Source organism: Streptomyces showdoensis, assembly GCF_039535475.1.
Taxonomy (GTDB): Bacteria; Actinomycetota; Actinomycetes; order Streptomycetales; family Streptomycetaceae; genus Streptomyces; species Streptomyces showdoensis.
This window is the reverse complement of the sequence record NZ_BAAAXG010000012.1, coordinates 362,750-385,539: the sequence shown is the minus strand read 5'-3', so window position 1 is coordinate 385,539 and position 22,790 is coordinate 362,750. Positions and strand designations below refer to the sequence as shown.

The 22,790-nt window shown below is 74.3% G+C and carries 18 protein-coding genes and 1 pseudogene; 10 read left to right on the top strand and 9 right to left on the bottom strand.

Features of this window, described 5'->3' with window-relative positions:
• Positions 1-228 precede the first annotated feature (228 nt).
• The 3 genes from ABD981_RS08495 (at position 229) to idi (ending at position 3,361) form a co-directional block, all read left to right on the top strand.
• On the top strand, positions 229-1,170 hold the full coding sequence (locus tag ABD981_RS08495; RefSeq protein WP_046910922.1) for a cation diffusion facilitator family transporter: 942 nt from the start codon (positions 229-231) through the stop codon (positions 1,168-1,170).
• Between the two features lie 173 nt (positions 1,171-1,343).
• On the top strand, positions 1,344-2,609 hold the full coding sequence (locus ABD981_RS08490) for a bifunctional class I SAM-dependent methyltransferase/N-acetyltransferase (RefSeq protein ID WP_046910921.1): 1,266 nt from the start codon (positions 1,344-1,346) through the stop codon (positions 2,607-2,609).
• A 143-nt stretch (positions 2,610-2,752) separates the two neighbouring features.
• Complete coding sequence (gene idi, locus ABD981_RS08485; protein WP_046910920.1) at positions 2,753-3,361, top strand: isopentenyl-diphosphate Delta-isomerase; 609 nt, start codon at positions 2,753-2,755, stop codon at positions 3,359-3,361.
• A gap of 94 nt (positions 3,362-3,455) precedes the next feature.
• Here idi and ABD981_RS08480 read toward each other — a convergent pair.
• Positions 3,456-3,899 (bottom strand): annotated as a pseudogene (locus tag ABD981_RS08480) (ATP-binding protein); the annotation flags it as partial.
• A 219-nt stretch (positions 3,900-4,118) separates the two neighbouring features.
• On the opposite strand from ABD981_RS08480, the gene ABD981_RS08475 reads away from it, so the two are divergent.
• Complete coding sequence (locus ABD981_RS08475; protein ID WP_046910919.1) at positions 4,119-4,862, top strand: enoyl-CoA hydratase/isomerase family protein; 744 nt, start codon at positions 4,119-4,121, stop codon at positions 4,860-4,862.
• A 25-nt stretch (positions 4,863-4,887) separates the two neighbouring features.
• Here ABD981_RS08475 and ABD981_RS08470 read toward each other — a convergent pair whose 3' ends face one another.
• Positions 4,888-5,508, bottom strand: coding sequence for a DJ-1/PfpI family protein (locus ABD981_RS08470; RefSeq protein WP_046910918.1), 621 nt, complete (start codon positions 5,506-5,508; stop codon positions 4,888-4,890).
• 130 nt (positions 5,509-5,638) lie between these two features.
• Positions 5,639-6,616 carry a GlxA family transcriptional regulator gene (locus ABD981_RS08465; RefSeq protein ID WP_046910917.1) on the bottom strand — a complete coding sequence of 326 codons (978 nt, stop codon included), beginning with the start codon at positions 6,614-6,616 and terminating at the stop codon, positions 5,639-5,641.
• 122 nt (positions 6,617-6,738) lie between these two features.
• Here ABD981_RS08465 and ABD981_RS08460 point away from each other — a divergent pair, with 122 nt between their 5' ends.
• Together ABD981_RS08460 and ABD981_RS08455 are read left to right on the top strand one after the other, a co-directional pair.
• Positions 6,739-7,608, top strand: a complete 870-nt coding sequence (locus ABD981_RS08460; RefSeq protein ID WP_046910916.1) for an SCO6745 family protein — start codon at positions 6,739-6,741, stop codon at positions 7,606-7,608.
• A 199-nt stretch (positions 7,609-7,807) separates the two neighbouring features.
• Positions 7,808-10,222, top strand: a complete 2,415-nt coding sequence (locus ABD981_RS08455; RefSeq protein ID WP_345528580.1) for a Tex family protein — start codon at positions 7,808-7,810, stop codon at positions 10,220-10,222.
• A gap of 165 nt (positions 10,223-10,387) precedes the next feature.
• On the opposite strand, the gene ABD981_RS08450 is transcribed toward ABD981_RS08455, so the two are convergent.
• From ABD981_RS08450 to ABD981_RS08440, 3 genes are read right to left on the bottom strand one after another with little or no spacing between them, the layout of a single operon-like run.
• On the bottom strand, positions 10,388-10,792 hold the full coding sequence (locus tag ABD981_RS08450) for a hypothetical protein (RefSeq protein WP_046910474.1): 405 nt from the start codon (positions 10,790-10,792) through the stop codon (positions 10,388-10,390).
• Complete coding sequence (locus ABD981_RS08445) at positions 10,789-11,559, bottom strand: 2-phosphosulfolactate phosphatase (RefSeq protein ID WP_046910473.1); 771 nt, start codon at positions 11,557-11,559, stop codon at positions 10,789-10,791. The genes ABD981_RS08450 and ABD981_RS08445 overlap by 4 nt, the downstream gene beginning before the upstream one ends.
• Positions 11,559-13,196 carry an ABC-F family ATP-binding cassette domain-containing protein gene (locus ABD981_RS08440; RefSeq protein WP_046910472.1) on the bottom strand — a complete coding sequence of 546 codons (1,638 nt, stop codon included), beginning with the start codon at positions 13,194-13,196 and terminating at the stop codon, positions 11,559-11,561. Before ABD981_RS08440 ends, ABD981_RS08445 begins: the two co-directional genes overlap by 1 nt.
• A 163-nt stretch (positions 13,197-13,359) precedes the next feature.
• On the opposite strand from ABD981_RS08440, the gene ABD981_RS08435 reads away from it, so the two are divergent.
• Positions 13,360-14,373, top strand: a complete 1,014-nt coding sequence (locus ABD981_RS08435) for an FAD-dependent oxidoreductase (RefSeq protein ID WP_046910482.1) — start codon at positions 13,360-13,362, stop codon at positions 14,371-14,373.
• A 95-nt stretch (positions 14,374-14,468) separates the two neighbouring features.
• Here the strand turns inward: ABD981_RS08435 and ABD981_RS08430 are convergent, their stop codons facing one another.
• The 3 genes from ABD981_RS08430 to ABD981_RS08420 all read right to left on the bottom strand — a co-directional run bounded on the left by ABD981_RS08430 (position 14,469) and on the right by ABD981_RS08420 (position 18,267).
• Entirely contained in the window at positions 14,469-14,774 is a 306-nt protein-coding gene (locus ABD981_RS08430) for a hypothetical protein (protein WP_046910471.1), read from the bottom strand.
• Between the two features lie 155 nt (positions 14,775-14,929).
• A complete protein-coding gene (locus tag ABD981_RS08425) occupies positions 14,930-16,243 on the bottom strand; it encodes a M14 family metallopeptidase (protein ID WP_046910470.1) in 1,314 nt (437 codons plus the stop codon).
• Positions 16,240-18,267: a Xaa-Pro dipeptidyl-peptidase gene (locus tag ABD981_RS08420; RefSeq protein WP_046910469.1), complete on the bottom strand. Its 2,028-nt coding sequence runs from the start codon at positions 18,265-18,267 to the stop codon at positions 16,240-16,242. Before ABD981_RS08420 ends, ABD981_RS08425 begins: the two co-directional genes overlap by 4 nt.
• A 201-nt stretch (positions 18,268-18,468) precedes the next feature.
• Between ABD981_RS08420 and ABD981_RS08415 the strand changes: the two genes are divergently transcribed.
• From ABD981_RS08415 to ABD981_RS08405, 3 genes are all read left to right on the top strand, one after another.
• Positions 18,469-20,016: a M1 family metallopeptidase gene (locus tag ABD981_RS08415; protein WP_046910468.1), complete on the top strand. Its 1,548-nt coding sequence runs from the start codon at positions 18,469-18,471 to the stop codon at positions 20,014-20,016.
• A 191-nt stretch (positions 20,017-20,207) separates the two neighbouring features.
• On the top strand, positions 20,208-21,233 hold the full coding sequence (locus tag ABD981_RS08410) for a LacI family DNA-binding transcriptional regulator (RefSeq protein ID WP_046910467.1): 1,026 nt from the start codon (positions 20,208-20,210) through the stop codon (positions 21,231-21,233).
• A 190-nt stretch (positions 21,234-21,423) separates the two neighbouring features.
• On the top strand, positions 21,424-22,716 hold the full coding sequence (locus ABD981_RS08405; RefSeq protein WP_046910466.1) for an extracellular solute-binding protein: 1,293 nt from the start codon (positions 21,424-21,426) through the stop codon (positions 22,714-22,716).
• The last annotated feature ends 74 nt before the right edge of the window (positions 22,717-22,790 follow it).

The window sequence follows — 22,790 nt, the reverse complement described above, 5'->3', positions numbered from 1 at the left end:
GTCCTGTGGAGATCATCATGGGCGATCGCCCGCCCGGCCCACAAACCGCGTCCGGACGGGGGGCGGCGCATGTTTCGCGACACCTCCTGGCCGATCTGCATAAGCGCAGGTCAGAGCATATGACAACGGTGTTCAGTACCGTGTTGCACATACCCCCCACCCGTAGTTCACTTGCGAATCGGAGCACCTGACCGACGCTGATGGACGACACGACCGGGAGGCCTTGTCATGGGGGCTGGACACGACCACGGACACAGCCACGGCGGACCGCCGCCCACGGGCACCGCGGCCGCGGCCTACAAGAGCCGGCTGCGCATCGCACTCGGCATCACGCTCTCCGTGATGGTCGTCGAGATCATCGGTGGCGTGCTGTCCGACTCGCTCGCGCTGATCGCCGACGCGGCCCACATGGCCACCGACGCCCTCGGCCTCGGGATGGCGCTGCTCGCGATCCACTTCGCCAACCGGCCGCCGTCGGTCAACCGCACCTACGGCTACGCCCGGGCCGAGATCCTCGCCGCGCTCGCGAACTGTCTCCTCCTGCTCGGCGTCGGCGGCTACGTGCTGTACGAGGCGATCCAGCGCTTCATGGAGCCGGCCGAGACCAAGGGCGGACTGACCATCGTCTTCGCCCTGATCGGCCTGGTCGCCAACATCGTCTCGCTGTCGCTGCTGATGCGCGGCCAGAAGGAGAGCCTCAACGTCCGCGGCGCCTACCTGGAGGTGCTGGCCGACGCCCTGGGCTCGGTGACGGTACTGGTCGCGGCGGGCATCATCCTGGCCACCGGCTGGTCGTACGCGGACCCGATCGCCTCGATCGTGATCGGCCTGATGATCGTGCCGCGCACGGTGAAGCTGCTGCGGGAAACCCTGGACGTGCTCCTGGAGGCGGCCCCCAAGGGCGTGGACATGGCCGAGGTGCGCGCGCACGTCCTGGCCCTGCCGGGCGTCGAGGACGTGCACGACCTGCACGCCTGGACGATCACCTCGGGCATGCCGGTGCTGTCGGCGCACGTGGTCGTGAGCCAGGACACGCTGGACGCCATCGGCCACGAGAAGATGCTGCACGACCTCCAGGGCTGCCTGGGCTCGCACTTCGACGTCGAGCACTGCACCTTCCAGCTGGAGCCGGCCGGCCACGCCGAGCACGAGGCCAAGCTGTGCCTGTGACTGTTAGCCTGGGCGATGTCCGAACGCGAGTGTGGAAGGAGCTGAGGTTGATGACCGTCGCGATGGAGGCTGCCCGCAGCGGCAGCGCCCGGTCGTCCCTCAGCCTCCGGGTCTCCGGCTGACCTGACTTCACCGTCGGCCGGGACCCTTCTCTCACACAAGGGTTTCCCACGTTGTCCGACAACGACATCACCACCACCGCGCTCCACGACGCCTTCTTCGCCCTGCACCACGGTCTGCCGCGGCAGGGCCCGGGCTCCGACACCACCACCCGCCGCCTGCTGTCGCTGGCCGGCCCGCTTCCCGAGCGCCCGCGCGTGCTCGACCTGGGCTGCGGCCCGGGCCGCTCCGCGCTGCTGCTCGCCGCGGAGGCGGGCGCCGAGGTGACCGCCGTCGACCTGCACGAGCCGTTCCTGGCCGAGCTGCGCCGCACGGCCGCCGCCCGCGGTCTCGACGAGCGGATCCACACCCTGCGCGCCGACATGGGCGCGCTGGAGGAGCTGCCCGACGGCTCCTTCGACCTCGTCTGGGCCGAGAGCTCGGCCTGGGTGATCGGCTTCGACCGGGCGCTCGCCGAGTGGCGCCGGCTCCTGGCCCCCGGCGGCACCCTGGTGCTCACCGAGTGCGTCTGGACCACCGAGGAGCCGGGCGAGACCGCCCGCGGCTTCTGGGAGGAGCACTACCGGCTCCGCACCGTCGCCGGGAACGCCGCCGCCGCCGTCGAGGCCGGCTTCCACGTCCTGGGCACCGTCCTCCAGCCGGAGGAGGACTGGGACGAGTACTACGCTCCGCTCGCCGCGCACGCGGACGCGGCGGACCTCTCGGTGCCCGGCATGGCCGAGGCCGTGTCCGGGGCCCGCGCCGAGATCGCACTGCGCCGCGAGCACGGCGCGGAGTACGGCTACGCCGGCTTCGCGCTGCGGCCCGCGGACCCGAGGTGGCGGACCCGCGAGGAGACCGCGGCCGACGTCCCCCTCGTACGGGAGATCAACGCGGCGGCCTTCGCCACGCCGGACGAGGCCGGTCTCGTCGACGCACTGCGCGGGGACCGGGCGGCCTGGCTGCCCGGGCTCAGCTATGTCGCGGAGGCGCCGGACGGCACGGTCGCCGCGTACGCCCTGATCACCCGCTGCCACGTGGACGGCGCCCCGGCGGCCGCCCTGGCGCCGGTCGCGGTGGCTCCCGCGTACCAGCGCACGGGCGCCGGGCAGGCCGTCGTGCGCGCGGTGCTCGACGCGGCGCGGCTGCGCGGCGAGCGGCTCGTGCTGGTGCTGGGCCATCCGGAGTACTACCCGCGGTTCGGGTTCGCACGTGCGTCCGAGTATGGAATCCGGCCGACCTTCGAGGTTCCGGACGAGGCGATGATGGCTCTGGATCTCGACGGTTCCGGAGCCGTGACCAGGGGCACGATCTCCTATCCGGCGGCTTTCGGGGTCTGACGCGCCGGCCGCTCCCGCCGCACCGGGGCACTCCCGGCGCGGTGGGAGCGGCCATGTCAGGCCGCCGAAGTACGGACAAGCCGCTTTTGTACGGCAGACTGAGGTCGCCCCCGCGAGGGCGAGGACCGAAGCGAAGGATGGGTATGCCGATCACACCAGCCACCGTGGACCACAGCGCGTCGAACGGCGTGCAGCCGACCGCGGCCGACGCGTCGATCATGCTCGAACTGGTCGACGAGGACGGCGTCACGATCGGCACGGCGGAGAAGCTGGCCGCCCACCAGGCGCCGGGGCAGCTGCACCGCGCCTTCTCCGTCTTCCTCTTCGACGAGGCGGGCCGGCTGCTGCTGCAGCGCCGGGCGCTGGGCAAGTACCACTCCCCCGGCGTCTGGTCCAACACCTGCTGCGGCCACCCGTACCCGGGCGAGGCGCCGTTCGCGGCGGCCGCCCGGCGCACCTTCGAGGAGCTGGGCGTCTCGCCCTCGCTGATGGCGGAGGCGGGCACGGTCCGCTACAACCACCCGGACCCGGCCTCGGGCCTGGTGGAGCAGGAGTTCAACCACCTCTTCGTCGGCCTGGTGCAGTCCGGGCCGCGGCCGGATCCGGAGGAGGTCGGCGAGACCGCCTTCGTGACCGCGGCCGAGCTGGCCGAGCGCCACGCGTCCGCGCCGTTCTCCGCCTGGTTCATGACGGTGCTCGACGCGGCGCGTCCGGCGATCAGGGAGCTGACGGGTCCGGCCGGGGGCTGGTGATCCCGGGGATCCCCTGGACGGCGCCGGGCACCGCGCCCGGCGCCGTCAGGCCGTGCACCACCGGTCCCGTCGGCACCTGACCGGGCACGAACGGGTTCAGCGGCAGCGCGGCCCAGATGATCTTGCCGCCGCTCGCGGTGTGCTCGACGTCGCAGGCACCGCCCGACTCCAGGGCGATCTCGCGCACCAGCAGCAGTCCGCGGCCGCCGGTCTGGCCCCAGTCGGCCTCCAGCGCCTTGGGACGGTAGGGATGGTTGTCCTCGACGGACACCCGGATCCACTCCGCCCCGATCGCCACCTCCACCGCTATCTCCGGGGAGAGCAGCGCGGCGTGCTTGACCGCGTTGGTGACCAGTTCGGAAACGATGAGGAGCAGCCCCTGGAGGGTGTCCTCGTGGACGGGTACGGCCTGCCGGGCCAGCAGGTCGCGCACCGCGTGCCGGGCCTGCGGGACGGAAACGTCGACCGCGGGAGCGGTGAAGCGCCAGACCCCTTCGTAGGACGGGGGCCGGGCGGGGACGCTCCCGCGGCTCTCCATCATCCGGTTCCCGCCCTCGTGCTCGATTGTCGCCACGGGTCGAGTCTTGATAATCCACCGGGGCCCACCGGGCTACTGACCAGAAGTCGACACTTATCGACCGGGTTCTGATCGGGTGAGTATGCCAACGTCAGTTGTGCGACTGCTCTTGACCCCCGGCTGACACCTTCGGAGGGTGCGCCGGTGTGACGATACTGCCGCCCGGATAGCATCCGGCGCATGGAGCCCCAGCTGACCGTCACCGTCGCCGACGAGGTCGCCACCGTCGTCATCGCGAACCCGGCCAAGCGCAACGCCATGACCGCCGGGATGTGGCGGGCGCTGCCGGAGCTGCTCGCCCCGCTCGCCGCCGACCCCGCCGTGCGCGCCCTGGTCCTGACGGGCGAGGGCGGGACCTTCTGCGCCGGGGCCGACATCTCCACGCTGCGCGAACCGGGCGACGAGCAGCAGGCCCTCGCGGTACGGGCCGAGGAGGCGCTCGCCGCCTTCGCCAAGCCGACCCTGGCGGCCGTCCGCGGCTACTGCGTGGGCGGCGGCAGCCAGCTCGCCGCCGCCTGCGACCTGCGCTTCGCCGAGGAGGGCGCCCGCTTCGGGGTGACCCCGGCGAAGCTCGGCATCGTCTACCCCTCCTCCTCCACCCGGCGGCTCGCCGCCCTGGTGGGGCCCTCCGCGGCCAAGCACCTGCTGTTCTCCGGCGAGTTGGTCGACACCGACCGGGCGCTGCGGACCGGTCTGGTCGACGAGGTCCACCCGGTGGGCGAACTCGACAAGCGGGTGGCCGAGTTCACCCGCACCCTCGTCTCCCGCTCGCTGCTCACCCAGGCCGCGGCCAAGGAGTTCGCGGACGGGCGGACCGACCGGGACGCGCACTGGACGGAGCAGGCGCGCGGCAGCGGCGACACCGCCGAGGGGGTCGCCGCCTTCCTGGAGCGCCGCGCGGCCCGCTTCACGTACGGGCTCTGATACGGCCTGATCCGCAGGACTGGGCCTAGGCCCGGCCGCGCCAGTGGGCGACGATCGAGGCCGGGGCCTTCTCCGGGGAGCCCGCGTCGTAGGGCGGCTGCGGGTCGTACTCGGTGAGCAGCTGGATCGACTGCGCGGTCTCGTCGCCGGCGATCCGGCCGATCAGGTGCAGCGCCATGTCGATGCCGGAGGAGACGCCGGCGGCCGTGACGTACTTGCCGTCGAACACCACCCGCTCGCCGGTGGACTCGGCGCCGAGCCCCGCCAGTTCCTCGAGGGCGAGCCAGTGGCTGGTGGCCCGGCGCCCCTTCAGCAGCCCCGCCGAGGCGAGGATCAGCGAGCCGGTGCACACCGAGGTCGTCCAGGTGCTGGTCGCGTCGGCGGCGCGCAGCCAGGCGAGGAGCTCGGGATCCCGCTTGACCTCGTTGTCGCCGGGGCCGCCGGGGACCAGGACGATGTCGGGGCGCGGCACCTCGGCGAGGGTCTTGTCGGCGATGAGCGCGAGGTTGCCCTGGTCGTTCCTGACCGGCCCGGCCTCCTTGGCCACGAAGACGGTCTCGGCCCCGGGCAGCCGGCCCAGCAGCTCGTACGGGCCGATGGCGTCGAGGGTGGTGAAGCGGTCGTAGAGCACGACGGCGATCTGCATGCCGTTCCCTTTCGGTAAGCGGTGCGGTGGGCGGGTCCGTGGTCTGTGCGGGTCCGTGGACGTCACGGGTCCGTGGTCCGTACGGGTCCGTGGTCCGTACCGGCGTACGGGTTCGGGGTCGGACGCGGGGTCAGGTCCGGCCGACCGGGGCGTGGAAGCGGCGGCGGTACTCCGCCGGGGCGGTGCCGAGGGTCTTGAGGAAGGCGCGGCGCATGGCCTCGGGCGTGCCGTAACCGGCCGCCCGGGAGACCTCCTCGACCCCCCGGCCGGTGTCCTCCAGGAGCCGGCGGGCGTGTTCGAGGCGGACCCGGTCCACGTAGCGCCCCGGGGTGGTGCCGGTCTCGGCCTGGAAGGCGCGGGCGAAGTGCCGGGGCGAGAGGCGGGCGCGGGCGGCGAGCGCCTCGACCGACAGGTCGTCGCAGGGGTGCTCGGTGATCCAGTGCTGGAGCTCGCGCAGCGGTTCCCGGCGCGCGGTCTGGGCGGACAGCTGGGCGCTGAACTGGGCCTGGTTGCCGGGCCTGCGCAGGAAGACCACCAGGTAGCGGGAGACGGTCAGGGCGATGTGGCGGCCCAGGTCCTCCTCGACGAGGGCGAGCGCCAGGTCGATGCCCGCGGTCACTCCGGCCGAGGTGGCGATCCGGCCGTCCCGGACGAAGATCGGGTCGGGGTCCACCTCGACGGCGGGGTGGTCGCGGGCGAGCTGCTCGCAGGCGACCCAGTGGGTGGTGACCCGGTGTCCGTCGAGCAGCCCCGCCTCGGCCAGCAGCAGCGCCCCGGTGCACACGGAGACCAGCCGCTCGGTCCGCGCGCCGTGGGCGCGCAGCCAGTCGACGAGGGCCGGGTCCCCCCGGCGGGTGCCCGCGCCACCCGGGACGAGCAGGGTGTGCGGCGGCCCGTCGGCGACCGCCTCGGCGAGCGTGGAGTCGGGGAGCAGGCGCAGCCCGCTGTCCGTTCGGACCGGGCGGCCGTCGAGGGAGGCGGTGCGGACCGGGTAGGCGTCCGGGTCGCCCGCGGCGCGGCCGGCACCGGAGAAGACCTCGACCGGGCCGGTGACGTCGAGGCTCTGTACGCCGTCGAAGAGGACGACGAGGACGGGGCGTCGGGGCATGCCCCCATCCTTCGCCCCGGTCGGGCGCGGCCGCAATGACGGAAAGCCCACCTTTCCTGCCATGCGCGGTGTGACCGTTCCCGGCGTTCCCTCCGTACCGACCGGTAGGTAAGGTGCGCGGCATGACGAACCTGCCGCCCCGCGCGGGCCGACGTTGCGCCCACTCGATGAACCTGCTGCACGCGACGCTCTTCTTCTCGCCCGACCTGGACGCCGAGTTCAAGGGGCTCGGCATCGAGGACCCGAACGCGATGCGGCTGGCCGCGCGCAGCGCCCCGCTCGGGGCCGTGGGAGCCGGGACCGTCGCCGCGACCTTCTACAACTACCACCACGAGCTGCTGGCCCGGCACCTGCCGGCCGTCTGGGAGACCGCCTCCCCCGCCGCCGTGCTCGACGCCCGGCTGCGCGCGATCGACACCACCCTGAACCGGCTGCTGGGCACCGAGGTCCTCGCCTCGCCCGAGATGGCGGAGGCCGCCGAACTCGCGCTGCGCGCCGCCGAGGGCTGTGCGCGGCACGCCCGCCCGCTCTACTCCGGCAATGCCGATCTGCCCGTCCCCGACGCCCCGCACCTGCGCCTCTGGCACGCGACGACGCTGCTGCGCGAGCACCGCGGCGACGGACACCTGGCGGCCCTGCTGGCCGCCGGGCTCGACCCGGTGGAGGCGCTGGTCAGCCACACCGCCACCGGCCGGGGCATGAGCCCCCGCTGGCTCCTCTCCACCCGCGGCTGGCGGCGCGCGGACTGGGACGCGGCCGTGGAGCGGCTGCGCGGGCGCGGGCTGCTGGACGACGGGGACGAACTGGAGCTGACGGACGCGGGCACGGCCCTGCGCGAGGCGCTGGAGGACGAGACGGACCGCCTGGACGCGGCCCCGTACGAGCGGCTCGGCGCGGACGGGGTGGCCCGGCTCACCGAGCTGGCGAAGGGCTTCCTGGTCGCGGCGGCGGGCGCGGGCGCGTTCCCGGCCGACCTGACCGGCAAGGTCTGACCGTCAGGGGCCGACCGGACAGGTCTGAACCGTCAGGGCCTGACCGCCCGACCGGCCGGCCCCGGCACCGCCGGGGCGCGGGCCGGGGCGGGTCGGGGCGGGCCGGGGCGGGTCGGGGCGGGTCGGTTGCCGCGTACGGGTGAGCGACCGGGCAGAATGTTTGCGCAACCCAGTGGCACGAGAAGGCGGGTCGGACATCGTGACGACGTCCATCGAAGCAAGGATCGCCGAGGAGCTCGGCGTACGCGAGCGACAGGTGAGGGCGGCCGTCGAACTGCTGGACGGCGGTTCGACCGTGCCGTTCATCGCGCGCTACCGCAAGGAGGCGACCGAGCTCCTCGACGACGCGCAGCTGCGCACGCTGGAGGAGCGGCTGCGGTACCTCCGCGAGCTGGAGGACCGGCGGAGCTCCGTCCTCGACTCCGTACGGGAGCAGGGCAAGCTGACCCCCGAGCTGGAGGCGCTGATCCTCGCCGCCGACACCAAGGCGCGGCTGGAGGACATCTACCTGCCGTTCAAGCCGAAGCGGCGGACCAAGGCGCAGATCGCCCGCGAGGCCGGTCTCGCGCCGCTCGCCGAGGGGCTGCTCGCCGACCCGTCCGTGGAACCGCTCGCGGCGGCCGCCGCGTTCGTGGACGCGGACAAGGGCGTGGCCGACCCGGCCGCGGCCCTGGAGGGCGCGCGGGCGATCCTCACCGAGCGGTTCTCGGAGGACGCCGACCTGATCGGCGAGCTGCGCGAGCGGATGTGGGGCCGGGGCCGACTGATGGCCAAGGTGCGGGAGGGGAACGAGGAGGCGGGCGCGAAGTTCGCCGACTACTTCGACTTCGCCGAGCCGTTCACGGCGCTGCCCTCGCACCGGATCCTCGCGATGCTGCGCGGCGAGAAGGAGGACGTGCTCAGCCTGGAGCTCGAACCGGAGGAGCCCGCCGAGGTCACCGCCGGCCCGGCCTCCTCCTCGTACGAGCCGATCGTCGCGCACCGCTTCGGCGTGGCCGACCGCGGCCGCCCCGGCGACAAGTGGCTGCTGGACACGGTCCGCTGGGCCTGGCGGACCCGCATCCTGGTGCACCTCGGCATCGACCTGCGGCTGCGGCTGCGCACGGCCGCCGAGGACGAGGCGGTCCGGGTCTTCGCGGCGAACCTGCGCGACCTGCTGCTGGCCGCGCCGGCCGGGACCCGGGCGACGCTGGGCCTCGACCCCGGTTTCCGCACCGGTGTGAAGGTGGCCGTGGTCGACGGGACCGGCAAGGTCGTCGCCACCGACACGGTCTACCCGCACGTCCCGGCGAACAGGTGGGACGAGTCGCTCGCGAAGCTGGCCCGGCTCGCCAAGGAGCACGCGGTCGAGCTGGTCGCCATCGGCAACGGCACCGCGTCCCGCGAGACGGACAAGCTTGCCGCCGAACTCATCGCGAAGCACCCGGAGTTGTCGCTCACCAAGGTGATGGTGTCGGAGGCCGGCGCTTCGGTGTACTCGGCGTCCGCGTTCGCCTCGCAGGAACTCCCGGGCCTGGACGTGTCCCTGCGCGGCGCGGTGTCGATCGCGCGGCGGCTCCAGGACCCGCTGGCCGAGCTCGTGAAGATCGACCCGAAGTCGATCGGCGTCGGCCAGTACCAGCACGACCTGTCCGAGGTGAAGCTCTCGCGCTCCCTGGACGCGGTGGTCGAGGACTGTGTGAACGGCGTCGGCGTCGACGTCAACACGGCCTCCGCGCCGCTGCTCTCGCGGGTCTCCGGCATCAGCGCGGGACTCGCCGAGAACATCGTGTCCCACCGCGACGCCAACGGCCCGTTCCGCTCCCGGCGCGCGCTGAAGGACGTGTCGCGGCTCGGACCGAAGGCGTACGAGCAGTGCGCGGGCTTCCTGCGGATCCGCGGCGGCGACGACCCGCTGGACGCGTCGGCGGTGCACCCCGAGGCCTACCCGGTGGTGCGGCGGATGGTGAAGACGGCGGGCGGCGAGGTCGGCGCGCTGATCGGCAACACGGGCGTGCTGCGCTCGCTGCGGGCCGACGAGTTCGTGGACGAGACCTTCGGTCTGCCGACGGTCAACGACATCCTGCGGGAGCTGGAGAAGCCGGGCCGCGACCCGCGTCCCGCGTTCCGCACGGCCACGTTCAAGGAGGGCGTCGAGAAGATCGGCGACCTGGTGGCGGGCATGGTCCTGGAGGGTGTCGTCACCAATGTGGCCGCCTTCGGCGCGTTCGTGGACGTCGGCGTGCACCAGGACGGCCTCGTGCACGTCTCCGCCATGTCCAAGACCTTCGTCAAGGACCCGCGGGACGTGGTGAAGCCGGGCGACGTGGTGCGGGTGAAGGTCCTGGACGTCGACATCCCGCGCAAGCGCATCTCCCTGACCCTCCGCCTGGACGACGAGGCGACGGCGGAGCCCTCCGCCTCCGGCCCGAAGCGGGACCGCGGCGAGCGCGGGGGCGGCGGCGAGCGCCGCGACCGTGGCGAGCGCGGCGGCCGTCCGCCGCAGCAGCGGCGCGGCCAGCCCCAGGGCGGCCCGGCGGCCCCGGCCCCCTCGAACAGCGCGATGGCGGACGCCCTGCGCAAGGCGGGGCTGCTCGGCGAGGGCGGTGGCGGCGGGAAGCGCCGCGGACGGTGACGTGAACGCCGACGGGGCCCGGCCGGTGCGGCCGGGCCCCGTCGGCGCGTGGCCGGCGCGTCGCCGGTATGCCGAGTGCGGCGGGTGTCCCGCCGGGCGTGGCGGGTGTGCCGGTTGTGTCCCGCCGGGCGTGACGGGCGTGGCGGGTGTGTCTCGCCGGGAGGGTTACGGCGCGAAGCGCAGCGCCCAGTCCGCGCGGTTGGCGACCGTCAGGTCGTCGTCCTCCGTCAGGGGCTGGAGGAGGCGCCGGGCGGTCTTCGGGTCGGCCTGGACCAGGTCGACGATCTCGGCGGCCAGCCCGTCCTGGTCGTCGCCCAGGTCGACGGCGGAGGCGCGGATCAGGACCGGCAGCCGGTCCGGGCCGCCGAGGGCCGCGACGACGCCGCCGAGGAGCTCGCGGCCGTAGGCGTTGCGGTCCGCGACCGCCCGGTCCAGCTCGGACTCCAGGCGCGGCAGCAGGCCGAGGTCGCCGGAGGCCGCGATGGCGTCGGCGAGGTCGATGGTCTCGTCGACGTCGGCCTCGAGGTCGTCGAGCATCTCGATCAGCCGGGTCACGCGGTCGTCGGTCATGGTGCCTCCTGGAATGCGCCGTCCACGAGGACGGGGACCGTGGTCGAGGAGTCGGTCTCGGCGGCCACCTCCACGTCCTGCGGATAGCCGTACTCGTACAGTTCACGGCCCGAGTCGCAGCCCCGCAAGGCGGCGGCCGGGTCCTCCGTGGCGTCCCACAGCGTGGCCGCCGCGGTCGCCTCGGGCGTCAGGGTGAGCCCCGGCACGGCGGCCCGCAGCGCGGCGAGGACCGCGCCCGCGCCGAGCAGGTCCTCCAGGGCGGGGCGCAGCGAGCCGTCCGGCCATCGTTCGCCGGCGGCGATCACCGCGAGGGGGCGCTCGGCGGAGCCGTGGCCGCGGGCGGCGAGCCAGTGGGCGACGGCGGTGCGGTTGCGCAGCGCGGCGGCGACCACGGTGGCCCGGCCGGCCGCGGCCTCGACCGCGATCGTGGAGCCGTTCGGCGAGGGCAGCACGAGCCGGTCGGGCGCGGGCGCGGCCCGCAGCGCGGCCGGGGAGAGCGACCAGGGGTGCGCGGCGTCGGCCTCGCGCCGCCCGACGGCCAGGACGGCGTCCCGCTCGCGGGCGTACGCCCGGGCGCTCGCGTCCCGCCACCGGTACGGGTGGACGGCCGTGCCGCCCTCGACGGCGACGCCGACGGCGGTCGTGAACGACAGCACGTCCACGACGACCACGCAGGCGGCGGCCGGGGCGAGGGCCCGGGCCTCGACGGGCCCCCAGCCGAAGGAGACCCCCTGCCCGGCGGCCGGCCACCCGAAGGAGGCCGTCATCAGAGCTCCGTCACCTTGCCGTCGGCGACCTCGACGCGCCGGGTCGTGCGGACCGCGTCCAGCATCCGCCGGTCGTGGGTGACGAGGAGCAGCGTGCCCTCGTACGCCTCCAGCGCGGACTCCAGCTGCTCGATCGCGGGCAGGTCCAGGTGGTTGGTCGGCTCGTCCAGGACGAGCAGGTTGACCCCGCGGCCCTGGAGCAGGGCGAGGGCGGCGCGGGTGCGCTCGCCGGGCGACAGGGTGGTGGCGGGCCGCAGCACGTGGTCCGCCTTGAGGCCGAACTTGGCGAGCAGCGTGCGGACCTCCGCCGGCTCCGTGTCGGGGACGGCCGCGCAGAACGCGTCCAGGAGCGTCTCCGTGCCGTGGAACAGCTTGCGGGCCTGGTCGACCTCGCCGACCACCACACCGGGGCCGAGCGTCGCGTCGCCCGCGTCCAGCGGCAGCCGGCCGAGCAGCGCGGCGAGCAGGGTCGACTTGCCGGCCCCGTTGGCGCCGGTGATCGCGATCTTGTCGGCCCAGTCGACCTGGAGGGAGACGGGACCGAAGGAGAAGTCGCCGCGGCGCACCTCCGCCTCGCGCAGGGTGGCCACGACCGCGCCGGAGCGCGGGGCCGCCGCGATCTCCATGCGCAGCTCCCACTCCTTGCGGGGCTCCTCGACGACGTCCAGGCGCTCGATCATGCGCTGCGTCTGGCGGGCCTTCGCGGCCTGCTTCTCGCTGGACTCGCCGCGCAGCTTGCGCCCGATCTTGTCGTTGTCGGAGGACTTGCGGCGGGCGTTGCGCACGCCCTTGTCCATCCAGTTGCGCTGCATGAGGGCGCGCCCCTCCAGGGCGGCCTTCTTGTCGGCGTACTCCTCGAAGTCCTCGCGGGCGTGCCGCCGCGCGGTGTCCCGCTCCTCCAGGTAGGCCTCGTATCCGCCGCCGTAGAGGGTGATCTGCTGCTGGGCGAGATCGAGTTCGAGGACCTTGGTGACGGTGCGGGTGAGGAACTCGCGGTCGTGGCTGATGACCACGGTGCCCGCGCGCAGCCCCTGGACGAAGGCTTCGAGGCGCTCCAGGCCGTCGAGGTCGAGGTCGTTGGTGGGTTCGTCGAGGAGGAAGACGTCGTAGCGGGAGAGCAGGAGGGAGGCGAGGCCGGCGCGGGCCGCCTGGCCGCCGGAGAGCCCCGTCATGGGCTGGTCGAGCCCGACGGTGAGGCCGAGGGAGGCGGCGACCTCCTCGGCCCGCTCGTCGAGGTCGGCGCCGCCGAGGTCGAGCCAGCGCTCCAGGCTCACGGCGTACGCGTCGTCGGCACCGGGCGTGCCGTCGACGAGCCCCTGGGTGGCCTCGTCCATCGCGGCCTGCGCGGCGGCGACGCCGGTGCGGCGGGCCAGGAACTCCCGGACGGTCTCCCCTTCGCGCCGCTCCGGCTCCTGCGGGAGGTGTCCGACGGTCGCGGTGGGCGGCGAGAGCCGCAGCTCACCGTCCTCGGGGATGTCGAGGCCCGCGAGCAGCCGCAGCAGGGTGGACTTCCCGGCGCCGTTGACCCCGACGAGGCCGATGACGTCCCCGGGGGCGACGACGAGGTCGAGCCCGGAGAAGAGGGAGCGGTCGCCGTGGCCGGCGGCGAGGTTCTTGGCGACGAGGGTGGCAGTCATCAGGGGATGAATCCTAGGTGAGGACGGGCGCGGGGTGGAGCGGGGCCGGTCACGGCGGTCCTGCCGGCACGTGGGGGGCCGGGGAGCCGGCGCCCCCGGTGGCGCGCCCGCGTCCACCGGAATTCCTCCCGTGCCGGGCTCCCCGGGTCGGTACGGTCCGTTCATGGACAGGGACAGGGACAGGAACAGCGGCAGGGGCAGGGGCGGCGCCGGGGACGGCCGCGTGGTCGTGGTGGGCGGCGGGGTCGTCGGTCTGACGACGGCGATCCGGCTCGCGGAGCGGGGGCTGCGGGTCCGGGTCTGGTCCCGGGACCCGGTCGCGGAGACCACCTCGGCGGTGGCGGGCGCGCTGTGGTGGCCGTACCGGATCGAACCGGAGGCGGAGGTCGGCGGCTGGTCGCTGGCCTCGCTGCGCCGGTACGAGGAGCTGGCCGCCGACCCGGCGGCGACGGGGGTGCGCCTGGTTCCGGGCGTGCACGCCGACACGGTCCTCGACGGTCTCGGCGACTGGGCTAAGGAGGTCGACGGGCTGCGGCAGCTGCCGCCGGAGGAGGTGCCGGGGCCGTACGCGGTCGGGCTCGCCGCCCGGCTGCCTCTGATCGACATGCCGGTCCATCTCGATTGGCTCCGGGCCCGGTTCGAGGGGCTGGGCGGCTCGTTCGAGCGGCGCGCGGTGTCGGGTCCCGGCTTCGCGGAGGCCGCCGCCGAGGCCCGGGTGGTGGTGGACTGCACGGGGCTCGCGGCGCGGGAGCTGGTCCCGGACCCGCGGCTGCGGCCGGTGCGGGGGCAGTTGGTGCTGGTGGAGAACCCGGGCGTGGACAGCTGGTTCACCGCCGCCGACGGGGCGTCCAGCGAGACGACGTACTTCTTCCCGCAGCCGGGCCGCCTCATCCTGGGCGGCACCGCGCAGGAGGGCGACGAGTCCTCGGAGCCCGACCCGGCGACCGCCGCGGCCATCGTGGCGCGGTGCGCCCTGATCCGGCCCGAGATCGCGCGGGCGAGGGTCCTGGGCCACCGGGTGGGCCTGCGGCCGGCCCGGGCGGGCGGGGTACGCATCGAGGCGGAGCCGCTGCCGGGCGGCGGGCTGCTCGTGCACAACTACGGGCACGGCGGGGCCGGGGTCACGGTCGCGTGGGGCTGCGCGGAACGGGCGGCGGAGCTGGTCCACGAGGGGTGACGGACCGGCTGTTCCGCGCGGAGTGACGGACCGGCTGTTCCGCACGGAGTGACGGACCGGCTGTTCCGCGCGGAGTGCGCCGGGTGCCGCTCGGGTCAGCGCGGGAAGGGCCTCGCGTTGTTCTCCTCCGCGTCGACGCAGCTCTGGATCCTGCGGTCGAGGGCGTCCGCCTCGGCGCGGGCCCCGTTCGCCTCCGTGCGGGCCCCGAGCTCGTCCAGCCGGGCCGCCTTGGCGCGCAGCGCGTGGGACTCCTGGCGCATCCCGGGCACGTCGCAGACGACCGTCCGGCCGTCGGCGCGGGCCGTCGGGGCCGTCGCCGCCTGGCCGAGGAGCAGGCCACCGGCCAGCAGCGTCGTGGCGGCGAGGGCCGGGAGGGTGCGGCGCGGCGGGGCGTGGCGCATGGGTCACTCCAGCGTTCGGGCGGGGGTCGGTACGGGTCGGCGACCGTAGCCCGGAACCGACGGGGGACCCGGCATACGCGCCGGGTCCCCCGTCGGTTCCTCACCGGCTCCTCACCGGCTCCTCACCGGCTCCTCACCGGCTCCTCAGCGGCTCCTCAACCACTCCCTCGGCAGGTCTCCAGCGGCTCCCCGCGCGTCAGCCCGTACGACGCCCGAGGGTCGAGCAACAGGGCGACCAGGGCGCGCCGCGACTGGCGGAGCGGGACGACCGCGGTCCCGTCCCCCCGGTGCCGCACGACGACGCCGTGCAGGTCCAACTCATCCTTGACGTCGCTGTACTGAGTTGCCGTCAGGCGGTACGCGCACGGCGGGTCGGGGAGGGTCTCGGACGGCTCGGCCGGGTCGTTGTCGGCGCCGCCGAGCAGGACGGGGCCGCGGTCGGCGAAACCGGTGCGGCGGGCCTGGGCGGTGGCCGCGGCGAGCCCGCCGCGGCGGGCGTCCACGTAGGCGAACAGGCCCCTGAGGGCGGCCTTCTGCGTGGTCACCCGGCGGCGGTGGTTCAGCGCCGGGTCGTCCCGCTCGGCCTGGTCGCGGGCGTCCTCGCGGGTCTCCACGAGGAGTCCCACGGCGTGCTTGAGGCCGGCCGTGTTGCGCAGGATGCGCTCCTGGCCGTCGCCCGCCACCTGCTTGATCGGCTCGCCGGTGAGGGGGTCGGTCCAGATGCCGTAGATGCCGGTCCCGAACCCGGCGCGCGCGCCGGCGGGGCGGACGTACGCCTCGGACAGGGTGCGGGACTCCTCGTGGACGCGCGGGTCCGTGTTGAGGTTGCGCGGCCAGAGGGCCAGCAGGTCCTTGTCGTAGTACGGCGGGGTGGCTCCGTACTCGTGGAGGTCGTAGACCAGCTCGGGCCGCCGGTCGCGGAGGACCGCGGCGAGCGCCCGTGTCTCGGCGGTGCGCAGGGCGAGGTGGTCGCGGTTGAGGTCGACCCCGTCGGCGTTGCCGCGCGTGTCGAGCTGACGGCCGTCGGGGTTGGCGGTGGGGACGACGAGGAGGGTCGTGCGGGCGAGGAAGCGGCGGGTCGTGGGGTCCTGGGCGTACGCGAGGTCGCGCAGGGTGCCCAGGCAGGTCTCGCGGCCGGCGGGCTCGTCGCCGTGCTGGGAGCAGATGAGCAGCACGGTCGTGGGCCCGGTGCCGATCGTGGCAAGCCGGAGCGGGCGGTCCTGCTTCGTGGTGCCGAAGGTGCGCACCGAGAGGCGGGGGCTCGCCCGGTCGACGGCGGCGAGGAAGGCCGTCTCCTCCGCCTCGGTGGTCCAGCGGGCGCCGTCGCTGGTCTCGAACCCGGTCCTGGGGGGCGCCGGCGGGGTCCCGCCGCCTGCGGCCTCGGTGGGGGTGGCGAGCAGGGGCAGGGCGAGGGCGGCGCCCACCGCGAGGGTGAGCGCGCGCCGTCGGGTGCGGAGGGTGCGGGTCATCGGGCCTCACCGGGGATCGGGGCGCCGGTCCGCGCGGGTGCGGCGCGGCCGGCGGGGGCGTCACCGGGCTGAACGCCGGCGGCCCGCGCGAGGTCACCGGCGGTCGCCCGGTCGAAGGCCCCGGCCCCGCCGAGCAGCGGCACCCGGGCCCAGGTGCGAGTCAGGTCGAGGGTGACGGTCGGCCGGGTGGCCGGCGGGTCGATCAGGTCCTTGTCGGTGCCCGCGACGATCAGGGCGAGGCGGTGTCCGGCGGGGACGACGTGGTCGGTGGGCGCCAGCTTGAGGGTGATCGTGTACGCCCGTCCCGGGGTGAGCGGCCGGCCCCGGCGCGGGTCGGCCCAGGTGCCGAGGTCGGCCCAGCCGCGGGAGACGACCGTGTGTCCGACGTCCGCGGTGCGCGCCCGGGTGTCCTTGAAGCAGGCGCTGTCGCCGGGCGTGCTCGCGCCCCAGCAGCTGCGTTCGGTGAGGGTGGTGATGCCCTCGCCGGCTTCGTCGTAGGCCCGGATCGTGTCGGGGCCGAGGTCGACGAGGACGGCGCTCAGGTGGGCGCTGGAGGTCGTCGGGGTGGCGGTGACGGTGACCGTGGAGGAGCCGGAGAGGCGCAGGTCGCGGGTGAGCGGGGTGGTGCTGAAGCCGGCCTTGGCGGGGGTGCCGCGGTCGATGTCAGCGGCCCAGTCGAGCTCGCTCAGGGCCGGGTCGTCGGTGAAGGTCTCGGTGGCGCCGCGCGGGGCGCGGGTGCGGTCGAGGCCGCCGACGCCGGGGGTGCCGCCGGTGGTGGGGCGGAGCACGGTGGGGGCGGTGCCGGGGGCCGGCCAGACGCGGTCGGTGGTCCAGCGGTCGGGGGCGCGTTCGACGTCGGCCATCGGTTCGCGGTCGATGCCGTTGTCGTAGCCGAGGAGGTGGTGGTCGAACCAGCGGTGCAGGGTGCGCACCCAGTCGGCCCGGCGGAAGTCGAAGGGGTCGACGTGGCCGGTCTGGGAGAGCCAGATCTTGCGCTCGACGCCGTTCGCGGCGAGCGCGTCCCACCACTGGCCGAACTGGTTGGCGCGCACGTTGAGGTCCTGCTGTCCGTGCACGACGAAGACGCTGGCCTTCACCTTCCGGGCGTCGGCGACGTAGTCGCGCTCGGTCCAGGCGGGGGTCCAGTCTCCGGTGTACGGGGTGGCCTGCGCGATCCGGTCCTGGACGGCGCCGCAACGGGCCTTGGCCTCGGGGCTGTTGACGTAGTCGGAGAGCCAGGTGGGGTTGGCGTCGTAGAGCGGGGCGCCCTGGGAGTGGAAGTAGTCGTACCACGACGAGATCGCGCCGATCGGCACGATCGTGCGCAGGCCTTCGACGCCGGTCGCGGCCACGCCGTTGGCGACGGTGCCGTCCCAGCTCTTGCCGATCATGCCGACGGCGCCGGTGGACCAGGTGGTGGCGCGGGCCCGGTCGGCGCCGGTGCGGGTGGTGTAGCCGCGGGCGCGGCCGTTCAGCCAGTCGACGACGGCCTTGGCGGACTGCACGTCGGAGCGTCCGCCGACGTCGTCGCAGCCGTCCGAGCGGCTGGTGCCGGCGAGGTCGACGGCGACGAAGGCGTAGCCGCGCGGCACGAAGTAGTTGTCGTAGAAGAGCGGGAACTGGACGGGCTTGCCGTCGGCGTCGTAGGTCTTGCGCTGGCCCTCGTTGCCCCGGCCGCAGCAGGCGTAGTAGGGGCTGGCGTCCATGATGACGGGTATCTTCCGGCCGGCCGCGGCGGGTTCGCGGGGGCGGACGATGTCGACGGCGACCCGGTCGGTGCGCCCGTCGGCGTCCGCGTCGAGGCCGGTGTCGACCCAGACGGACTCGCGGACGGCGTCGGCGTAGGAGTACACGGGCGCGGACTCCCGTACGCCCGCGGCCGCCACGCCCGCGGCCGCCACGGCGTCGGCCGGCTGGGCGCCGGCCGCCGGGGCGAAGGCGGCCATCAGGGCCGCCGTGGCGGCGACGGCCAGTGTTCTGCACGACAGACGAGCTCGACGGGTTCTCCGCACACGTATCGGCATGGGGCGGAACGTACCGTCCGCCGACCCCGAGCAAAAGAGTGCCGTGCGGGACATGCGGTGCGCGGGGTTCGTGTCGGCCGAATGGCGATCATGTGACAGGGGGTGCTCTGGACGTGACGGGCCGTCGGGGGGCTGAATAGGCTCGCTAAGGACCGACGACCACCCGTGCGTCTTACGATTCTCATGACTTGGGGAGCACCCGTGCACCGCAGAATCATCGTTCCCAGCGCCCTCGCGGCCGGCCTGCTGCTGGCGATCCCGGCATCCGCCGCCGACTTCACTCCGGGCGCCCCGGGCATCGGCGACTCCTACTACCCCGCCAGCGGCAACGGCGGTTACGACGTCTCGCACTACGACCTGCGGCTGAAGTACCAGCCCGCGACCGACCTGCTGGAGGGCACGGCGACGCTGGTCGCGACCACCAAGCAGAACCTGTCCCGCTTCAACCTCGACCTCGGTCTGAAGGTCAGCGAGGTGCGGGTGAACGGCCGGGTCGCGAAGTTCACCACCGCCGGCGACCACGAGCTGGTCGTCACCCCGGCGTCGCCGCTGGAGAAGAACAAGTCCGTCTCCATCGTGGTCCGTTACGCGGGCAAGCCCTCCGAGGTGAAGATAGGCGGCTGGTCCGCCTGGGCCCGTACGCCCGACGGCGGCGTGGCCGCGCAGGAGCCGGATTCGGCGGTCTGGTGGTTCCCGTCCAACGACCACCCGCTGGACAAGGCCACCTTCGACGTCTCCGTGCTGGTGCCGGACGGCCACCAGGCGATCAGCAACGGCGTGCTGCAGTCGCAGTCCTCCAAGCTGGGCTGGACGCGCTTCAACTGGCGTTCCAACAAGCCCCAGGCGACGTATCTGGCCACGCTCGCGGTCGGCAAGTTCGACATCACGACGGACAGGACCGCGAACGGACTGCCGGTCCTCAACGCGTACAGCAAGGACCTGGGCGACAACGCCGGGGCGGCCCGCGCCTCCATCGAGCGGACCACCGAGGTCGCGGAGTGGCTGGAGTCGGTCTTCGGCCCGTACCCGTTCAACTCCCTCGGCGGTTACGTGCCGAACGTGACCAGCGGCTTCGCGCTGGAGACGCAGACCCGGCCGTTCTACAGCCCGCGGCAGTTCGCCAACGGCGCGAACGTCTCGGTGGTCGTCCACGAGCTGGCCCACCAGTGGTACGGCGACAGCGTCTCGGTCGCCGACTGGAAGGACATCTGGATCAACGAGGGCTTCGCCCGCTACAGCCAGTGGCTGTGGTCGGAGAAGGAGGGCGAGGGCACGGCGCAGGAGCTCGCCGACTACGTGTACCAGACCCGCGCGGCCGAGGACCCGTTCTGGACCGTGAAGCCGGGCGACCCGGGCCCGGACGACCAGTTCCACGCCGCCGTGTACGACCGGGGCGCGCTGGCGCTGCAGGCGCTGCGCAACGAGATCGGCGACGAGAGGTTCTTCGCGGTCCTCAAGGGCTGGCCGCAGCAGTACGCCTACGGCAACGCGAAGGTGTCCGACTTCGTGAAGTACGCGGAGAAGCTCTCGGGCAAGCCGCTGGCGGGCCTCTTCGACACCTGGCTCTACCAGCCGGTGAAGCCCGCGGCCCCGGCGGCGGCGAAGGCCGGCCTGAAGGCGCCCGCGGCGGCTCCGGCGGCGCGTGCGGCGCAGGGCTCCGCGAAGGCCGCGGCGGCGAAGCCGGCGCAGCCGAAGTCGTGGAAGAAGATCGCGGAGACGAACACGATCCACGAGAACGACCGGCACTGAGCCGGGTGCCCGGGCCGGTCGCCGGCCCGGGCCCGTGACCGGCGCCCGCCGGGTCCGTCCCGCGCCGACGGGGACGGACCCGGCGGGCGCGCGTGGGGAGAGCGCTTTCCCGGGCGGGTCCGGCGCGCGGGGCACACCGGTTACCCTCGTGGCGTCAGTACCGACCGCCGCGACGCCCCGAGGAGCCGGCCGTGAGCGAACCCGTGCCCGGTGGGCGCCCCACCCTGGAAGAGGTCGCCGCGCGGGCGGGCGTGTCCCGGGCCACGGTGTCCCGGGTCGTGAACGGCGGCGCGGGCGTGCGGGACGCCCTGGTGGAGAAGGTCCGCAAGGCCGTCGACGAGCTCGGCTACATCCCGAACCACGCCGCGCGCACGCTGGTGACCCGCCGCAACGGGGCCGTCGCGGTGATCATCGCCGAGCCGGAGTTCCGGATCTTCTCCGACCCGTTCTTCGAGCGCCAGGTGCGCGGCATCAGCCGGGAACTCAGCGCGCACGACACCCAGTTGGTTCTGCTGTGGGTGGAGGACACGGGCGACCACGAGCGGATCGCGCGCTATCTGGGCGGCGGTCACGTGGACGGCGCGCTCGCCTTCTCCCTCCACGACGACGACGAGCTGCCCGCGATCATCCGCCGCGCCCAGGTCCCGAGCGTCTTCGGCGGCCGGCCCGGCTGGACCGGCCCCGACGGCAGTCCCGAGGTGCCGTACGTCGACTGCGACAACCGCGGCGGCGCCCGCGCGGCCGTACGCCACCTGCGCGCCCTCGGCCGGAGCCGCATCGCCCACATCGCGGGCCCGCGCGACCAGACCTCGGCCCTGGACCGGCTGCACGGCTACCGGGACGAACTCCCCGGCGGCGACGCCGACCTGGTCGTGGACGGCGACTTCACCCGGGAGAGCGGCGCGCGGGCGATGACCGTGCTCCTGGAGCGCCGGCGGGACCTCGACGCGGTCTTCGCGGCCAACGACCTGATGGCGGCGGGCGCGCTGGAGATCCTGCGGGAGCGGGGGGCGCGCGTGCCGGAGGACGTGGCGGTCGTCGGGTTCGACGACATGCCGGCGGTGGCGGAGTCCACCTCCCCGCCGCTGACGACGGTGCGCCAGGACATCGAGGGCATGGGGCGCCTGATGGTGCGCCAGCTCATGCGCACGCTGGACGGCGAGCGGGTCGGGGCCCTGATCACCCCGACGGATCTGGTGCGGCGCGCCTCGGCCTGAGGAACCCGCCTCTACCGGCACACCTCGCCGCGCACCAGCCGCGTGGCGGGCGGCGTGCGGGCAGCGTCAGCCTGCCGACGGAACGGCCGTTACGCGCCAAGCTCTTGACGCGAACCTGGCAGGGCGGGCACTCTCCTCACGCGTCTTGAGAGCGCTCTCAAGACGGTCAGGAGCCAAGGGAGGCCCCCCTATGCGCACTGTCCGCGTCCACCGAGCCGCCGCGGCGGCCGCACTCGTCGGGGCGCTGGTCGCCGGGTGTTCGTCCGGCGGGGGCTCCGCGGGGTCCGACTCCGCCGGCGGGAAGGTGGTCGTCACCGTCGACCTCTTCGGTTCCTTCGGGTACAAGGAGGCCGGGCTCTACGCCGAGTACGAGAAGGCCCACCCCGGGATCGTCGTCAAGCAGACCGACACCGAGGACGAGCAGGACTACTGGAAGTCGCTGCAGACCCGGCTCGCCGGCGGCGGCGGGCTCGCCGACGTGCAGGCCGTCGAGGTGGGGCGGATCGCCTCCGTCACGCAGCAGCAGGGCGACCGGTTCGAGGACCTGCGCCGCTACGGCGCGGAGGCGCTGAAGGGCGAGTTCGCGAGCGCCACCTGGGCCGCGGCGACCGCTCCGGGCGGGGCCGTGCTCGGCCTCGGCACGGACGTCGGGCCCGAGGCGATGTGCTACCGGACCGACCTGCTCCGGCAGGCCGGGCTGCCCACCGACCGCACCGAGCTCGCCGCGCGCTGGTCCACCTGGGACGGGTACCTGGAGCTCGGCCGCCAGTACCGGGCGAAGGCGCCCGGCAAGAGCGCCTGGATGGACAGCGTCGGCAGCCTCTACACCGTCATGGTGGGCCAGGAGAAGGAGCGCTACTACGACGCCTCCGGCACGCTGATCTACGCCGACAGCCCCGCCGTCCGCCGCGCCTGGGACGCCTCCGTGACCGCCGCGAAGGACGGCCTCAGCGCCAAGCTGGACCAGTGGTCCCCGCAGTGGAACCAGGCCTTCTCCGCCGGTTCCTTCGCCACCCTGCCCTGCCCCGCCTGGATGCTCGGCTACATCAAGGGCCAGGCCGGGGACGCCGGCAAGGGCAAGTGGGACATCGCGAAGCTCCCGGGCGGCGCCGGGAACTGGGGCGGCTCCTTCCTCGCCGTACCCCGCGCGGCGAAGCACAAGAAGGAGGCGTACGAGCTGATCCGCTGGCTCACCGCCCCCGCCCAGCAGGCCCGGCTCTTCCGCAAGCAGGGCAACTTCCCCTCCTCCACCGGTGCCATCGCCCAGGTCGCCGACGCCACCGACCCGTACTTCTCCGGCGCCCCGATCGGCCGCCTCTTCGGCGACGCGGCGAAGGCCGCCCCCGTCCAGGTCCTCGGGGTGCACGACAAGAACGTGGCCGACCAGATCACCAACGCCCTGAGCGAGGTGGAACGGAAGGGCACCGCGCCGGCGGAGGCCTGGTCCCACGCCCGGAAGGGGGTCGAGAACGCGATCGGGTGAGCCGGGGCGCCGCTCCCCCGGCGCCCTCCGCCCGCCCCGTGGCCGGCCCTCCCGGCCGCGCTCCCCGCCCCGAG

What these genes read in the sequence shown, in the direction of transcription:
- ABD981_RS08495 (WP_046910922.1), top strand. Translation starts at nt 229, where the DNA reads ATGGGGGCTGGACACGACCACGGACACAGCCACGGCGGACCGCCGCCC.
- idi (WP_046910920.1), top strand. Translation starts at nt 2,753, where the DNA reads ATGCCGATCACACCAGCCACCGTGGACCACAGCGCGTCGAACGGCGTG.
- ABD981_RS08475 (WP_046910919.1), top strand. Translation starts at nt 4,119, where the DNA reads ATGGAGCCCCAGCTGACCGTCACCGTCGCCGACGAGGTCGCCACCGTC.
- ABD981_RS08470 (WP_046910918.1), bottom strand. Translation starts at nt 5,508, where the DNA reads ATGCAGATCGCCGTCGTGCTCTACGACCGCTTCACCACCCTCGACGCC.
- ABD981_RS08465 (WP_046910917.1), bottom strand. Translation starts at nt 6,616, where the DNA reads ATGCCCCGACGCCCCGTCCTCGTCGTCCTCTTCGACGGCGTACAGAGC.
- ABD981_RS08460 (WP_046910916.1), top strand. Translation starts at nt 6,739, where the DNA reads ATGACGAACCTGCCGCCCCGCGCGGGCCGACGTTGCGCCCACTCGATG.
- ABD981_RS08450 (WP_046910474.1), bottom strand. Translation starts at nt 10,792, where the DNA reads ATGACCGACGACCGCGTGACCCGGCTGATCGAGATGCTCGACGACCTC.
- ABD981_RS08445 (WP_046910473.1), bottom strand. Translation starts at nt 11,559, where the DNA reads ATGACGGCCTCCTTCGGGTGGCCGGCCGCCGGGCAGGGGGTCTCCTTC.
- ABD981_RS08440 (WP_046910472.1), bottom strand. Translation starts at nt 13,196, where the DNA reads ATGACTGCCACCCTCGTCGCCAAGAACCTCGCCGCCGGCCACGGCGAC.
- ABD981_RS08435 (WP_046910482.1), top strand. Translation starts at nt 13,360, where the DNA reads ATGGACAGGGACAGGGACAGGAACAGCGGCAGGGGCAGGGGCGGCGCC.
- ABD981_RS08430 (WP_046910471.1), bottom strand. Translation starts at nt 14,774, where the DNA reads ATGCGCCACGCCCCGCCGCGCCGCACCCTCCCGGCCCTCGCCGCCACG.
- ABD981_RS08425 (WP_046910470.1), bottom strand. Translation starts at nt 16,243, where the DNA reads ATGACCCGCACCCTCCGCACCCGACGGCGCGCGCTCACCCTCGCGGTG.
- ABD981_RS08420 (WP_046910469.1), bottom strand. Translation starts at nt 18,267, where the DNA reads ATGCCGATACGTGTGCGGAGAACCCGTCGAGCTCGTCTGTCGTGCAGA.
- ABD981_RS08405 (WP_046910466.1), top strand. Translation starts at nt 21,424, where the DNA reads ATGCGCACTGTCCGCGTCCACCGAGCCGCCGCGGCGGCCGCACTCGTC.